The following is a 13,812-nucleotide window of genomic DNA, read 5'->3' as shown; positions in this document are numbered from 1 at the left end:
TTGACTTTCTATGCGAGGCCGACGGCGGTGATGACGAGGTCGATGGCCTTGATGCCGATGAACGGGATGACGACGCCGCCGAGGCCGTAGACGAGAAGGTTGCGGCGCAGGAGGGCACCGGCGCCGATGGCGCGGTATCTGACGCCTTTCAGCGCGAGCGGGATCAGCGCGATAATGATAAGCGCGTTGAAGATGATGGCCGAGAGGATGGCGCTTTCCGGCGTCGCGAGCCGCATGATGTTGAGCGTCTGAAGCTGTGGATAGAAGACGACGAACATCGCGGGGATGATGGCGAAATATTTCGCAACGTCGTTGGCGATCGAGAATGTGGTCAGCGAGCCGCGCGTCATCAGGAGCTGCTTGCCGATCTCGACGATCTCGATGAGCTTGGTCGGATCGCTGTCGAGATCGACCATGTTGCCGGCCTCGCGTGCCGCCACCGTGCCGGTGTTCATGGCGACGCCGACATCGGCCTGGGCGAGGGCGGGCGCGTCGTTGGTGCCGTCGCCGCACATGGCGACGAGCTTGCCCATCGCCTGCTCGTCGCGAATGAGCTGCAGCTTGTTCTCCGGCGTGGCCTGGGCGAGGAAATCGTCGACCCCGGCTTCCGCGGCGATCGCGGCGGCGGTCATCGGGTTGTCGCCGGTGATCATGACGGTGCGGATGCCCATGCGCCGCAGCTCGGCAAAGCGCTCCCGGATGCCGCCCTTGACGACATCCTTGAGATGGACGACGCCGAGCAGGCGGCCATCGCGCACCACCGCCAGCGGCGTGCCGCCGCTTTTGGCGATGCGTTCCGCGACCTCCTTCAACTCGCGCACGCTTTCCGCGCTGACGCCCGGATGCAGGGCGCGCAACGTGGCGCCCTCGGTGGCGGTCGCCGCTGCGCCGACATTGGCGAGCACGGCGTCGATGGCGCCCTTGCGGATCGAGCTGCCTTCGACATCGACGCCGCTCATCCGGGTCTGCGCGGTGAACGGTACGAAATGGGCATGCAACTGCCCCATATCGCGCCCGCGAATGCCGTATCTTTCCTTGGCGAGCACGACGATGGAGCGGCCCTCGGGCGTCTCGTCGGCAAGCGAGGCGAGCTGCGCGGCGTCGGCGAGCTCGCGCTCGTCGATCCCGCGCAATGGAAGGAATTCCGTCGCCTGGCGGTTGCCGAGCGTGATCGTGCCGGTCTTGTCGAGCAGCAGCGTGTCGACGTCGCCCGCCGCTTCAACGGCGCGTCCCGACATTGCGAGCACGTTGAAACGAACCAGCCGGTCCATGCCGGCGATGCCGATGGCGGAGAGCAGCGCGCCGATCGTCGTCGGGATGAGGGTGACGAAGAGGGCCGCGAGAACGACGACCGGGATCGTGCCGCCGGCATAGGCGGCGAAGCTCGGTATCGTGACCACCGCCAGCACGAAGACCAGGGTCAGCCCGGCGAGCAGTATGTTGAGGGCGATCTCGTTCGGCGTCTTCTGCCGCTGCGCGCCTTCGACCAGGCTGATCATGTGGTCGAGGAAGGTCGAGCCGGCCGCGGCCGTGATCCTGACCTTGATCTGGTCGGAAAGCACCTGGGTGCCACCGGTGACGGCCGAACGGTCGCCGCCGGATTCACGGATGACGGGCGCGGATTCGCCGGTGATGGCGGCCTCGTTGACCGAGGCGACGCCCTCTATCACCTCGCCGTCGGAAGGGATGATGTCGCCCGCCTCGACAACGACCACGTCGCCGACCTTCAGGCTGGTGGCCGGCACGACCTCGTAGGACGTGCGGCCGTCGGGCGACAGGAGCTTGGCGTCGGTCTGGGTGCGGGTGCGCCGCAATGCGTCGGCCTGGGCCTTGCCCCTGCCCTCGGCCACGGCTTCCGCGAAATTGGCGAAGAGCAGCGTGAACCAGAGCCACATCACGATCTGGAAGGAAAAGCCGATGCCGTCGTGCCCGGTGACGAGATCGCGCAGGAGGAGGATCGTGGTGAGGATCGCCACGATCTCGACCACGAACATGACCGGATTGCGGATCTGGCGGCGCGGATCGAGCTTGGCGAAGGCGCTGGCGAACGCCGGCCACATTATGTCGCCGCTGAGGATGTCGGTTTGATTGGAACGAACCATGATCTGTTTCCTGTCGGAACGCCGGTGGCCTAGAAGGTCTGGCCGGCGAGCATCGCGAGATGCTCGACGATCGGACCGAGCGCCAGGGAGGGAAGGAAGGTGAGACCGCCGACGACCAGGACCACGCCGACCAGCAGGCCGACGAAGAGGCCGCCATCGGTCGGAAAGGTTCCGGCGGATGCGGGGACGGTCTTCTTGGCCGCGAGCGAGCCGGCGATTGCCAGCACCGGAACTATGATCAGGAAGCGGCCCATCATCATGGCGAGGCCGATCGTCACGTTGTACCAGAGCGTGTTGGCGGAAAGCCCGGCGAAGGCGCTGCCGTTGTTGGCGGCTCCCGACGTGTAGGCGTAGAGAATTTCCGAGAAGCCGTGCGGCCCGGCATTGGCGAGCGAGGCGAGCCCGGCCGGCAGCACGACGGCCATGGCGGTGAAGCCGAGGATCGCCAGCGGCAGCGACAGGATCGCCAGCATCGCCATCTTGACCTCCTTGGCCTCGATCTTCTTGCCGAGATATTCGGGCGTGCGGCCGACCATCAGGCCGGCGATGAAGATCGCCAGGATGACGAAGAGCAGCATGCCGTAGAGCCCGGCGCCCACGCCTCCGACGATCACCTCGCCGAGCTGCATGTTGAGAAGCGGGATCAGGCCGCCGAGCGGCATGAAGCTGTCGTGCATGGCGTTCACCGCGCCGCAGGAGGCCGCGGTCGTGACGACGGCGAAAAGGGCGGAGAGGGCGACGCCGAAGCGCACCTCCTTGCCTTCCATGTTGCCGCCGTCCACTCCGAGCGCGGCGAATGCCGGGTTGCCCGCCGCCTCGGCCCAATAAGCCACGGCCACGCCGGCGATGAAGAGCACGCCCATGGCGGCCAGGATCGCCCAGCCCTGCCGCTGGTCGCCCACCATGCGGCCGAACACGTTGGTAAGGGCCGCGCCGATCGCGAAGATCGACACCATTTGCAGGAGATTGGTGATGGCGTTGGGATTCTCGAAGGGATGCGCCGAATTGGCGTTGAAGAAGCCGCCGCCATTGGTGCCGAGCATCTTTATTGCGAGCTGCGAGGCGACAGGACCGACCGCGATGGTCTGCCTGCCACCCTCCAGCGTCGTCGCCTCGACATAGGACGCAAGCGTCTGCGGCACGCCCTGGAACACCAGGAAGAGCGCGTAGATCAAGCTGATCGGCAACAGGACATAGAGCGTGCCGCGCGTGAGATCCGTCCAGAAATTGCCGACGCCGCGCGCGGAGGCACGGGAGAAGCCGCGGATCAGCGCCATGGCGATGGCGATGCCGGTGGCGGCGGAAACGAAGTTCTGCACCGTCAGGCCGGCCATCTGGACGAGATAGCCCATCGTGCTCTCGCCGCCATAGCCTTGCCAGTTGGTGTTGGTGACGAAGCTGACGGCGGTGTTGAAGGCGGAGTCGGACGTCACCGCGCCCATTTCCATCGGGTTGAGCGGCAGCGCGCCCTGAAGGCGCTGCAGCACGAACAGGGCGAGAAAACCCGCGGCGTTGAAGAACAGCATCGCCACCGCATAGGCGAGCCAGTGCTGCTCCTGCCGCTCGTCGACGCCCGCAATCGCGTAGAGCCCGCGTTCGAGCGGGCGCAGCAGCGGCGAAAGCAACGTGCGCTCGCCCTCGAACACGCGCGTCATGTACCAGCCGAGCGGCTTTGCGAGCGCGACCACGATCGCGCAGAAGATCAGGATCTGAATCCAGCCGTTGAATGTCATTGGAACACCTCAGAACCGCTCGGGACGGATGAGCGCGTAGACGAGGTAGGAAAGGATGAATGCGGCCGCGAAGCCGCCGAGCGCGTAATCGAGGATCATCGCCCTGTTCCTACAGTCGTTCGCAGGCCGTGCCGTAGAGCACCGTCAGGGCGAAGAAGCCGAAGCCGATCGCGAGCATGATAATGTCGAGCATATGCCGTTCTCCGAAATGCTCCGGCGCGCCATCCGGAAGCCGGGTACGGTCGCGTGGAGCTGAAAGCACGGCGAAAACTGGCCGGAACGGCATATATTTTCGAGACGGCTCGCCGCCGTCGCCCATAGTATTTTCATATATGAAGATGGTTGAACCGGACGGCGGCCTGGCGAAGATGTTCGCCGGCGCGCCCGGCCGATGGGGCGGCCGGATCAGGCCGCCCAGACATAGACCATCGCCGAAACGACGACGGCCAGGACTGCGATGCCAGGCAGCCATCCTTCATGAGCTAAGCGTCTGTTCATTTTGCACCCTCGTGCAAGATGGTGGTCGCGGCTGAAACGCGCTGCCCGAATTCCCCGATCCATCACGAACTGAGTCGGCCTGCATTGTCTGCGCGAGGGGAGTGAGCGGACTTTCGTATGTGTCGGACCGGTCGGGCGGCCGAATCGGCCTGCGCCCCTTCATGGCTTTTGTTCAGAATATACCAGTTGCGTCGCGGGATCGGTTTGGCTATACCGTAAACTGATTGCAATTCGCAATCGGTTTCTTGGGAGAATGCACATGGCCAAGCTGATCGTCTGGAACCTCATGTCCGTGGACGGCTATTTCGAAGGCGCCAAGAAGTGGGATCTCGACTTCCACAATCTCGCCTGGGGACCGGAATTGGAAAAACTGAGCGAGGAATTCGGCGACAAAGCCGCGACGCTCGTTTTCGGTCGGGTGACCTATCAGGGCATGGCCGACTACTGGAAATCGGCCGAACCGAGCAACGTCACAACCTACATGAACGCGCTGCCGAAACTGGTCGCCTCGCGCACGCTGAAGTCGGTCGACTGGAACAACAGCCGGGTAACCGCCGACATCGTGCCGGAACTGAAGCGCATGAAGGCCGAGGAGACCAAAGCGCTCTATGTCTTCGGCAGCGCCGAACTCACGCATTCCCTGCTGGAAGCCGGTCTGGTCGACGAATTGATGATCTGCGTCGTGCCTGTACTTTTGGGTGAGGGTACGCTGCTTTTCAAACCAGGCCGGAAGACGGGGCTCGATCTCACCGAGACGCGTCGCCTGGAAAACGGCGCGATCATCAACACCTACGCGGTGCAGCAGGCAGCCTGAACTCCAGCCGACGGATTGTCGACGCCCTGCACGGCGCGGGCGGTCCGCCTGCTCGGCGTGCTGAATGATGAAGCCAGCCCTCCAGGGTTTGCATGACTATATGGAAACCCACTGGAGTGCCGAAATCATGAAGGTAGGTAGGTAGGGGGCGGCGCGGTTCGATCGTGAGCCGGCCCAGCATTTTGAGATGTCTGACCGAAAGTGGCAGGTGACGCCGGCAGGGCATCGGAATCGCCGAAGCCGGGCAGAGCGGGCGCGATCACGTAGGCGACCCGCGACAGATCGGATATGTCTTCAGAAACATTCCCGCGGGCTGGGAAACTCCGTGTCGTTGAGCAGAAGAAGCCTCGCCGAGGCGGATCGTCACCCATGTCTTAGGTGCGATCTGTTACCTATGTCTCCGGGCCGGACAAATGCAATTTTGGTAGCGGAGGAGGGATTCGAACCCCCGACACAAGGATTATGATTCCTCTGCTCTAACCTACTGAGCTACTCCGCCCCGGGAAGGGCCGCAAAGGCGCCGCGTGCATCCGAGGAGCACATGCCGGCCGCCAGGGACGCGCGGATATAAGGTTGGGACCGCCTGGCTGTCAAGCAGGCAAAGAACGCTTTTGCGAAAGCTTGAGCCGGCTTACGCTTTTCCTGTTCTGCAGGGTTGAGTTCAGGGCTTGGCAGGATTATGTCTCACCCGCACCACGTTCAATCGCAGGGTTCATGAAACCGCGTATCGCCGTTCTCGGTTGCGGATACTGGGGTTCCAACCACATCCGCACTCTCAAGTCGCTTGGCGCCTTATATGCCGTCTCCGACGCCAATGGCGCGCGCGCGGAAGGATTCGCCAGCGAGCAGGACTGTCAGGCAATCGAGCCGGAAGAGCTTTTCAAGCGCGACGACGTCGACGCCATCGTCATGGCGCTGCCGCCGCAGTTCCACGCCGAAATGGCGATCCGCGCCGTCGAGAGCGGCAAGGACGTTCTGGTCGAGAAGCCGATCGCGCTGACGGTCGCCGACGCCGAGCGCTCGGTCGAGGCCGCGCGCAGGAACAAGCGCATCTTCATGGTCGGCCACGTGTTGCGCTTCCATCCCGCCTTCGAGCAACTCAAGCAGTTGATCGACAGCGGTGAGCTTGGCCAGGTCAAGTATATCCATTCCCATCGCCTCGGGCTCGGCAAGTTTCATACCGAGAACGACGCGCTCTGGGATCTCGCGCCGCACGACCTGTCCATGATCCTCGCGATCACCGGCGCGCCGCCGGTGGAGATCCGGGGCGAGGGCGCGGCGCTGCTCGACCATCTGAGCGATTTCGCGCATCTGCACATGCGCTTTCCCGACGGGGTCAGGAGCCACCTCTTCACCTCGCGGCTGAACCCATATCGCGAGCGCCGGCTCACCGTGGTCGGCACCAAGGCGATGGCCGTCTTCGACGACGTCGAGGCCTGGGACCGCAAGCTCGCCGTGTACCGTCACGCGGTTTGGCAGGACAGCGGCCATTGGGCCTTCACCACCAACGAACCCTCCTATGTGAATGTCGTCGAGGGCATGCCGCTGACGCGCGAGCTGGAGCACTTCATCTCCTGCATCCAGACGCGTTCGGAGCCGCGCACCGGCGGCGAGGAGGCGATCACCGTGCTTCGCATCCTCACCGCGGGAAGCGTCAACCACGACTGACCGCGGTCGTGCGTCCTTCGAGGCTCCCCTTCGACAAGCTCAGGATCGCACCTCAGGATGAGGGAGGCCGGATATCAGCGGCGAAATCGCGGGTTCGAAGATTATCCAAGCCGATGCGGATGGGCCGCGATCTCGCCCATTACTTTCATTTCCATCCACGATGGACAAGACGACCGAGGTACTCAGCTTCATTTGTCAATCGCTGATGGTTCGTGCTGCAGCACGCCAACTGGGCTGAAGGATGAGGATAGACGGCAAGGGCGGACACCGTCACCGGATGCGAAGAGCTCTCGAGCCCGCGATCTCATAACCAAGTTACACGCCACCCTCATCCTGAGGTGCGATCCTGAGCTTGTCGAAGGGGAGCCTCGAAGGACGCACCGGCGATGGACGCCGGCGCTACCGGGAGAGGGCATTCAGGCGGAGTGGGCCACCGGCATCGCCTGGAGCCTTGAAAGCATCGCTTCCGCTTCCGCGCCGCGTTCCGAACGCTCGATGAAGCCGCCGCCGAAGACGCGCGCCTCGTCGCCTTCGTCGGAATAGAGCACGCAGGCCTGTCCCGGCGCGATGCCGGATTCGCCCTCGGTGAGTTCCACCCAGGTGGCGCCATCGCGATGGTGCAGCGTTGCCGGCCGGGGAGGGCGGGTCGAGCGCACCTTGGCGTAGAGCTCCATGCCCTCCGAAGGCGTGGCCCTCAGCTCGGCGTCGCCGAGCCAGTTGACGCCGCGCAGGAAGATCTTGTGGGTTTCCAGCGCCTCGCGCGGCCCGACGACCACCCGCGCGTGGTCGGCGTCGAGATGGACGACGTAGAGCGGCTCGCCGGAGGCGACGCCGATGCCGCGGCGCTGACCGATCGTGTAGCGAAGAATGCCCTCGTGGCGGCCGAGCACGCGGCCGTCGATGTGGACGATGTCGCCGGGCGTGGCTGCCGTCGGCTTCAGCTTGGCGATGATGTCGGAATACTTGCCCTGCGGCACGAAGCAGATGTCCTGGCTGTCCTGCTTGGCGGCGACCGAAAGCCCCATGGCTTCGGCGGCCTCGCGCACCTGCGGCTTGGACATGCCGCCGAGCGGGAAGCGCAGATAGTCGATCTGCTCCTGCGTGGTGGCGAAGAGAAAATAGCTCTGGTCGCGATCGGCGTCGACCGGCCGGTAGAGGGCGCGATGGGCGCCGTTCGCGCGGCTGCGGATATAGTGTCCGGTGGCGAGCGCGTCGGCGCCGAGGTCCTGCGCCGTCTGCAGCAGATCCGCGAACTTCACCGTCTGGTTGCAGGAAACGCACGGGATCGGCGTTTCGCCGGCCACGTAGCTTTCGGCGAAAGGATCGATCACCGCCTTCTTGAAGCGCTCCTCGTAGTCGAGCACGTAATGCGGTATGCCGAGCGTCTCGGAAACCCTGCGCGCGTCGTCGATGTCCTGGCCCGCGCAGCAGGAGCCGGCGCGATGGACGGCCGCGCCATGGTCGTAGAGCTGCAGGGTCACGCCGACGACGTCGTAGCCTTCGCGTTTCAGAAGTCCCGCCACGACCGAGGAATCGACGCCACCTGACATCGCCACCACGACCCGCGTGTCCTGGGGCCGACCGGGAAGATCGAGACTGTTCATGAAACCAAACTTCCGTTGTCCTGTTTTAGGGCGCTTCATGCCCCCGGCAGCAATATAGGTCAAGCGGCGGTCACGCGCCACCGCATCACTCCTTGCACCGCGCCCGGCCGAGAATGACTCAAAGGTTAAAAGGCGCGGCTAATTCCTAATGCCGAATTTACCTTTGTTACTTAAGCATTATTACGCGCTTAGGCAATTTTTAAAGCCAGGGCGCTAAGGTGCAGGCGATTAGGTCTGTGAGTTTTTGTAGAGAGTACGATGACCGATCTGGTTAGACCGCGTGTCAAATATGTCATTGGACCGGACGGGAGTCCGCTTACCATTGCCGATCTTCCGCCTTCCAATACGAGAAGGTGGGTCATCCGTCGCAAGGCGGAAGTCGTCGCCGCCGTTCGTGGCGGCCTCCTCAGCCTCGAAGAAGCTTGCCAACGCTACAAGCTCACCGTCGAGGAATTCCTTTCCTGGCAGGCCTCGATCGACGAATACGGCCTTGCCGGACTTCGCACCACGCGCATTCAGCAATACAGGCACTGACGTCCGGCCGCGAGGCCTGACGGGTTCTGCAGGCCGGCCGTGCCGCGGGCACTGGCCGGCAGCGGTCGTCCTTGCCCGCGCAGCGCAGGTGCAAGAAAAAACGCGCCCGCCGACAATCGAGCGGGCGCGTTGCTTTTTCAGCTTGATCGAAGACTTGCGGCGATGCGTCCGACTTCCCTCAAGGCAGCTTCGCGCTTTTCGGGGGCTATCGTCGTTTCGGCGAGATAGGCGGAAACGATAATCGGCGCGTGTTCGGGCGGCCATATGACGCCGACATCGTTCGTCGCGCCATTGCCGCCGGTCCCGGTCTTGTCACCGATGGTCCAGCCGGCGGGGAGGCCGGCCTTCAGGCGTTTGTCGCCGGTGGTGTTCGCGCGCAGCCAGGCTCCGAGCCGGTCCCGCGAAGCCGGCGAAAGCGCGTCGCCGAGAACCGTCCTGTCGAGGTTGCCCAACATGGCCGCGGGCGTCGTCGTGTCCCTCGGATCGCCCTTCGTTGCTTCGTTGAGCCCTGGTTCGATGCGGTCGAGGCGTGTCAGCTCGTCCCCGAGCGAGCGCGCAAAGGCGGTGAGCCCGGCAGGGCCGCCGAAGCTCGTCAGCAGCAGGTTGCCCGCGGTGTTGTCGCTGACGGTCACCGCCGCGTGGCAGAGCTGGGTCATGGTCATGCCGTCCCCGGCATGCTTTTCGGTCACCGGAGACCAGGTCACCAGGTCGTCCTTCGCGAAGGTGACGCGGCGGTCGAGCTGTTCCTCGCCGCGGTCGACGCGCGCGAGCACGCATGCGGCGGCCAGGAATTTGAATGTGCTGCACATGGCGAAGCGTTCATGCGCGCGGTGTTCGACGCGAACTCCGTTTCCCGTGTCGAGGATCGCCACGCCGAGCCGTCCGCCGGCGGCGGTTTCGATGTCCCTCAGCCGGTCCGCCAGTTCTCCGGTTCCGGCGCTTGCGGTGCGTGCTGAAATGATTGCGGGTGCAAAAATCGAGGCCGCGAGCAAACCTCGCCGCGTGATTGAAATCGCCATAATTGTCTCCGAAACGAATGATCGCCCGCCCGGAGGGAATCCTCACCGTCCGATGAGGGCGCTTTGACGCCGTTTTCAGTGTCGATTTGCGGCTTTTTGGAGGAATGTCGGCGGCGCGCCGTCCTCGATCGTTCGCTAGGCGCGATTCAGCCGATCATCGCGCTGCGGCCGGCAACTTCCACGTCACGGCTCTTGCCGTCGCGCATTTCCAGCATTTCCGCCTTGGCGAGCTCGCCTTCGGCATCCTTGAGGGCCGTCTCGGCCGCCTCGCGCTGCTGTGCCAGGTCGGCCTGCGAGTTGCGAAGATTGTCGCGACGCTGCCGTGCGGCCTTGGCGAAGGTCGGATAGGCGAAATGATTGATGTCGGTGATGCCGGCCTTCTTCTCCTCGGCCGAGACCTGCAGCTCGAGCTCGCTCGCCATGCGCTCGAATTCGGCGATCATCATGTCCAACTGGGCGAGCTGGCGCCGTTTCTCGTTCACTTGAAACTGCTTCAGGCGAACAAGGTTTTCACGTGATTTCATGACTCGCTACTCCCGGAATCGCAGGGACCTCACCTGTCGAACCGCAAAACCTCTGACGGTGCGGCTGCCATCTTGGCGCAGCGAATGGAAACAAATTCCTAAGGAATCGCTCTCTTGGTAACCATTCGTTTACGCGCATTGTTAATCATAGTGGCGAGGACTTAAGGGCGGGTAAAAATCCCTGCCGACAGTCTAAAGGTTGCAAAATGACTCTTTTTGAGTCGGTTGCGGGCGTTTGTTAAACTTCCACATTAAGATTCACTGCGGGAGTTTATCGTTTAGATTCAAGAGAGTGTGCGCGGAAGCTGAAAAAATCCGATATCGCTTGCAAAGCGGAATTAGATTTTGTTAACCATTAGGTGGCAGCCTCCGATTCAGGCAAACACTGCTCCGGTGCCGGAAGCTGGCTAGCGGCGGCTTGGCGGCGGAAAAGGGGACTTAAATGCGCGTTCTGCTGATAGAAGACGACAGTGCAACGGCACAGAGCATCGAACTGATGCTGAAATCGGAGAGTTTCAACGTCTACACGACCGATCTGGGCGAGGAGGGCGTCGATCTCGGCAAGCTCTACGATTACGACATCATTCTTCTCGACCTGAATCTTCCGGACATGTCCGGCTACGAAGTTCTGCGAACCTTGCGGCTCTCCAAGGTCAAGACGCCGATCCTGATCCTTTCCGGCATGGCCGGCATCGAGGACAAGGTTCGCGGTCTCGGCTTCGGCGCCGACGACTACATGACCAAGCCGTTCCACAAGGACGAGCTGGTGGCGCGTATCCACGCGATCGTCCGCCGCTCGAAGGGACATGCGCAGTCGGTCATCACCACCGGCGACCTCATCGTCAACCTCGACGCCAAGACCGTCGAGGTTGCCGGCCAGCGCGTGCACCTCACCGGCAAGGAATACCAGATGCTGGAGCTGCTCTCGCTGCGCAAGGGCACGACGCTCACCAAGGAAATGTTCCTCAATCACCTCTATGGCGGCATGGACGAGCCGGAGCTGAAGATCATCGACGTCTTCATCTGCAAGCTGCGCAAGAAGCTCGATGCGGCGTCCGGCGGCCAGAACTTCATCGAGACGGTCTGGGGCCGCGGCTACGTGCTGCGCGAACCCGAGGAAATGCGCGAGAGCGCCTGAGCCGCGGATAGCGAGCGGGAAAGATAAGCAATTCGAAGGGCGGTTGACGCGGTCAGCCGCCCTTCGTCATTTCGCTGCCGCTACGCGGCGAGCTGCATTTCGCGGAAGCGCTCCAGAAGCAGCGGGCGGTTGAACGGCTTGAGGATATAGCCCTTCGCGCCGGCACGCTTGGCGCGCATGATCGCTCCGACGTCGAATTCGGTCATGCATATGACCACGCTGGGCTTGAAGTGTGGATCGATCGACATGACCTCGCGGATGAAATCCACGGTCTGCATGTCCGGCAGGACGCCGTCCACCAAGATGATGTCGGGAAGCTCGGCGCCGCACATGGACAAGGCCTCGCGCCCGTTTGCGGCTTCCACCACGATCATGTCCGGGCCGCCAAGGATCCGCTTCGCCACTTTCCGGATCACGCTCGAATCGTCGACGATCATACATCGTCTCATCGCCAAGTCCCCCTAATCTTCCTCGCGGCCCCCAATGCCGCGCTTCAGTCAGGGAAGGCTAATATTAATCCGGTAAAGATGGCGGTAAGCGGTTAGCTAGATTTTTTGCAAACGCTGCATGCGGGGCGGGTCGCCTCACGCCGCCGTCAGCACGATCTCCTCCGCCGTGGCGTGGATCGAAATCGTCATTCCCGCCTCTTTTGCCAGAAGCAGCGTGTAATAGGGTTGGATCGCATGGGCGTCGACCGGCTCGCCCGAGGGCACGCCGGAATGAAGCTCGAGGAACCTTGCCGGCACGCGCACCATCGGGCCGTTGGCGGTGAGGGTGAATTTCGGCTCGGTCTCGAGGTCGTGCAATTCCGCCGTCAGCTTGCCGCCGCGCGGAATCGCGCCGTTGGCCACGAGAATCAGGTTGAGCAGCAGCTTCACCTTGTTCTTGGGCAGAAGCGCACGCGCGCCTTTCCACTCCAGCTCCGGCTTCTCGTTGGCGAGGAAGGCGGTGGCGACGGCCTGGGCGTCCCCGGTGTCGATCTGCATGCCCGCCGATCCGGCCGCACCGAAGGCGATGCGGGCGAATTGCAGCCGCGCGGACGCGTTGCGCGCGCTCGCTCTGATGAGGCGCATCGCGTCTTCGTCGGCGCCGCCTTCGTCGAGCAGTTCGAGGCCGTTATTGATCGCGCCGACCGGGGAAATGATGTCGTGGCAGACCCGGCTGCAGAGGAGGGCTGCCAGATCCGGAGCGGACAAGGTGAAAATATCGGCCATTACCAATCGGTCCCCGTGAAGAATTCGAATCAAGGCCTCGAGAGAGGCTCCGCCCCATGGCGGCGAATCATGTGCTCGACTGCCGGCTATTGGTTACACAGCGACGAGGTGGCGGCAAGGAAACGCGTCCGGTTTTGACCGCCACGGCACCGCCCGAAACCCCGCGCGACTGCCGCCGCTCCAACTTCCCTGTCAAGTTCGTAATTCATTAATGGTTGAAAAAGGATTGCGTCTTAGTTTGGTACAGATTCGCCTGTCGAAGCGGCCGCAAGAGCCGCCGGCCCAGGGATGCGCAAGCGGAAGGCTACGAAACGGAGATTGAAATATGTTTTCGAGGCTTTTTCTGCGCAGCCGGTTGATGGCTCTGCCGGTGGTCCTCGCCTTGATCGCGAGCATCGCCGCATCCGCCACGACCACGGCTGCGCGCGCCGCAAACAACACCTACACCGCCCAGGAGGTCCTCGATTCCGGGCACCAGTTCTTCGGCTCGACGTCCGGCGGGCTGGCAACCGTCATCGAGAAGGTCTTTGCCTCCTACGGGCTTCCCAACGGCTATGTGCTGGGCGAGGAAGGATCGGGAGCGCTGATCGGCGGCGTCACCTTCGGCGAAGGCACGCTCTACACGAAAAATGTGGGCGACCACCGCGTCTACTGGCAGGGCCCTTCGCTCGGCTGGGATTTCGGCGGGCAGGGATCGCGCACGATGATCCTGATCTACAATCTCGACAGCGTGCCGGAGCTCTACAAGCGCTTCGTCGGCGTCGCGGGTTCGGCCTATGTGGTCGCCGGACTGGGCTTCACCGTTCTCAAGAGCGGCAACACCCTGCTCGTTCCGGTGCGCACGGGCGTCGGGGCACGGCTCGGCGTCAATCTCGGCTATCTCAAGCTGACCCAGTCGCCGACCTGGAACCCGTTCTGAGGATCGGGTTCGAAATCCGCATCATCCCGCGCAGGCGGGGGCTGG

At 63.3% G+C, this 13,812-nt stretch carries 14 protein-coding genes and 1 tRNA gene; 5 read left to right on the top strand and 10 right to left on the bottom strand.

What is annotated here, in order from left to right; translation table 11 throughout:
* Positions 1–8: 8 nt before the first annotated feature.
* From kdpB to XW59_RS29350, 4 genes are read right to left on the bottom strand one after another with little or no spacing between them, the layout of a single operon-like run.
* Positions 9–2,102 carry a potassium-transporting ATPase subunit KdpB gene (kdpB, locus tag XW59_RS13105; RefSeq protein WP_137327022.1) on the bottom strand — a complete coding sequence of 698 codons (2,094 nt, stop codon included), beginning with the start codon at positions 2,100–2,102 and terminating at the stop codon, positions 9–11.
* 29 nt (positions 2,103–2,131) lie between these two features.
* Complete coding sequence (gene kdpA / locus XW59_RS13100; RefSeq protein ID WP_047145796.1) at positions 2,132–3,835, bottom strand: potassium-transporting ATPase subunit KdpA; 1,704 nt, start codon at positions 3,833–3,835, stop codon at positions 2,132–2,134.
* 9 nt (positions 3,836–3,844) lie between these two features.
* Complete coding sequence (locus XW59_RS13095) at positions 3,845–3,934, bottom strand: potassium-transporting ATPase subunit F (protein WP_082137582.1); 90 nt, start codon at positions 3,932–3,934, stop codon at positions 3,845–3,847.
* A 10-nt stretch (positions 3,935–3,944) separates the two neighbouring features.
* On the bottom strand, positions 3,945–4,121 hold the full coding sequence (locus tag XW59_RS29350) for a hypothetical protein (protein WP_170990147.1): 177 nt from the start codon (positions 4,119–4,121) through the stop codon (positions 3,945–3,947).
* A 471-nt stretch (positions 4,122–4,592) separates the two neighbouring features.
* Here XW59_RS29350 and XW59_RS13090 point away from each other — a divergent pair, with 471 nt between their 5' ends.
* On the top strand, positions 4,593–5,147 hold the full coding sequence (locus XW59_RS13090; RefSeq protein ID WP_047146024.1) for a dihydrofolate reductase family protein: 555 nt from the start codon (positions 4,593–4,595) through the stop codon (positions 5,145–5,147).
* Positions 5,148–5,569: 422 nt separating this feature from the next.
* On the opposite strand, the gene XW59_RS13085 is transcribed toward XW59_RS13090, so the two are convergent.
* Positions 5,570–5,646 (bottom strand) — tRNA-Met (locus XW59_RS13085).
* A gap of 215 nt (positions 5,647–5,861) precedes the next feature.
* Here XW59_RS13085 and XW59_RS13080 point away from each other — a divergent pair.
* Positions 5,862–6,815, top strand: a complete 954-nt coding sequence (locus tag XW59_RS13080; protein WP_047145794.1) for a Gfo/Idh/MocA family oxidoreductase — start codon at positions 5,862–5,864, stop codon at positions 6,813–6,815.
* A gap of 416 nt (positions 6,816–7,231) precedes the next feature.
* Here the strand turns inward: XW59_RS13080 and mnmA are convergent, their stop codons facing one another.
* Positions 7,232–8,419, bottom strand: coding sequence for a tRNA 2-thiouridine(34) synthase MnmA (gene mnmA, locus XW59_RS13075; RefSeq protein WP_047145793.1), 1,188 nt, complete (start codon positions 8,417–8,419; stop codon positions 7,232–7,234).
* Between the two features lie 258 nt (positions 8,420–8,677).
* Between mnmA and XW59_RS13070 the strand changes: the two genes are divergently transcribed.
* Positions 8,678–8,953: a DUF1153 domain-containing protein gene (locus XW59_RS13070; RefSeq protein ID WP_024849925.1), complete on the top strand. Its 276-nt coding sequence runs from the start codon at positions 8,678–8,680 to the stop codon at positions 8,951–8,953.
* Positions 8,954–9,090: 137 nt separating this feature from the next.
* Here the strand turns inward: XW59_RS13070 and bla are convergent, their stop codons facing one another.
* The gene (bla, locus tag XW59_RS13065) at positions 9,091–9,972 is read right to left on the bottom strand and encodes a class A beta-lactamase (RefSeq protein ID WP_047145792.1); all 882 of its coding nucleotides are present in this window, start codon (positions 9,970–9,972) and stop codon (positions 9,091–9,093) included.
* A gap of 146 nt (positions 9,973–10,118) precedes the next feature.
* Positions 10,119–10,496, bottom strand: coding sequence for a flagellar export protein FliJ (locus XW59_RS13060; RefSeq protein WP_047145791.1), 378 nt, complete (start codon positions 10,494–10,496; stop codon positions 10,119–10,121).
* A gap of 442 nt (positions 10,497–10,938) precedes the next feature.
* Here XW59_RS13060 and ctrA point away from each other — a divergent pair, with 442 nt between their 5' ends.
* Positions 10,939–11,634 carry a cell cycle two-component system response regulator CtrA gene (ctrA, locus tag XW59_RS13055; RefSeq protein ID WP_047145790.1) on the top strand — a complete coding sequence of 232 codons (696 nt, stop codon included), beginning with the start codon at positions 10,939–10,941 and terminating at the stop codon, positions 11,632–11,634.
* 80 nt (positions 11,635–11,714) lie between these two features.
* Here the strand turns inward: ctrA and XW59_RS13050 are convergent, their stop codons facing one another.
* Both XW59_RS13050 and XW59_RS13045 read right to left on the bottom strand, forming a co-directional pair.
* Positions 11,715–12,083, bottom strand: coding sequence for a response regulator (locus XW59_RS13050; protein WP_047145789.1), 369 nt, complete (start codon positions 12,081–12,083; stop codon positions 11,715–11,717).
* Between the two features lie 135 nt (positions 12,084–12,218).
* Complete coding sequence (locus tag XW59_RS13045; RefSeq protein WP_047145788.1) at positions 12,219–12,848, bottom strand: histidine phosphotransferase family protein; 630 nt, start codon at positions 12,846–12,848, stop codon at positions 12,219–12,221.
* A gap of 325 nt (positions 12,849–13,173) precedes the next feature.
* Between XW59_RS13045 and XW59_RS13040 the strand changes: the two genes are divergently transcribed.
* Positions 13,174–13,767: an EipA family protein gene (locus tag XW59_RS13040; protein WP_047145787.1), complete on the top strand. Its 594-nt coding sequence runs from the start codon at positions 13,174–13,176 to the stop codon at positions 13,765–13,767.
* Positions 13,768–13,812: the final 45 nt, after the last annotated feature.

The sequence above is a fragment of the Aquamicrobium sp. LC103 genome (assembly GCF_001014615.2).
Classification (GTDB): domain Bacteria; phylum Pseudomonadota; class Alphaproteobacteria; order Rhizobiales; family Rhizobiaceae; genus LBCQ02.
This window is presented reverse-complemented; position numbering and strand designations above follow the sequence as displayed.

Excerpts from the sequence above, each read along its gene's own strand:
- kdpB (WP_137327022.1), bottom strand. The coding sequence starts at position 2,102 with ATGGTTCGTTCCAATCAAACCGACATCCTCAGCGGCGACATAATGTGG.
- kdpA (WP_047145796.1), bottom strand. The coding sequence starts at position 3,835 with ATGACATTCAACGGCTGGATTCAGATCCTGATCTTCTGCGCGATCGTG.
- XW59_RS13095 (WP_082137582.1), bottom strand. The coding sequence starts at position 3,934 with ATGATCCTCGATTACGCGCTCGGCGGCTTCGCGGCCGCATTCATCCTT.
- XW59_RS29350 (WP_170990147.1), bottom strand. The coding sequence starts at position 4,121 with ATGCCGTTCCGGCCAGTTTTCGCCGTGCTTTCAGCTCCACGCGACCGT.
- XW59_RS13090 (WP_047146024.1), top strand. The coding sequence starts at position 4,593 with ATGGCCAAGCTGATCGTCTGGAACCTCATGTCCGTGGACGGCTATTTC.
- XW59_RS13080 (WP_047145794.1), top strand. The coding sequence starts at position 5,862 with ATGAAACCGCGTATCGCCGTTCTCGGTTGCGGATACTGGGGTTCCAAC.
- mnmA (WP_047145793.1), bottom strand. The coding sequence starts at position 8,419 with ATGAACAGTCTCGATCTTCCCGGTCGGCCCCAGGACACGCGGGTCGTG.
- XW59_RS13070 (WP_024849925.1), top strand. The coding sequence starts at position 8,678 with ATGACCGATCTGGTTAGACCGCGTGTCAAATATGTCATTGGACCGGAC.
- bla (WP_047145792.1), bottom strand. The coding sequence starts at position 9,972 with ATGGCGATTTCAATCACGCGGCGAGGTTTGCTCGCGGCCTCGATTTTT.
- XW59_RS13060 (WP_047145791.1), bottom strand. The coding sequence starts at position 10,496 with ATGAAATCACGTGAAAACCTTGTTCGCCTGAAGCAGTTTCAAGTGAAC.
- ctrA (WP_047145790.1), top strand. The coding sequence starts at position 10,939 with ATGCGCGTTCTGCTGATAGAAGACGACAGTGCAACGGCACAGAGCATC.
- XW59_RS13050 (WP_047145789.1), bottom strand. The coding sequence starts at position 12,083 with ATGAGACGATGTATGATCGTCGACGATTCGAGCGTGATCCGGAAAGTG.
- XW59_RS13045 (WP_047145788.1), bottom strand. The coding sequence starts at position 12,848 with ATGGCCGATATTTTCACCTTGTCCGCTCCGGATCTGGCAGCCCTCCTC.
- XW59_RS13040 (WP_047145787.1), top strand. The coding sequence starts at position 13,174 with ATGTTTTCGAGGCTTTTTCTGCGCAGCCGGTTGATGGCTCTGCCGGTG.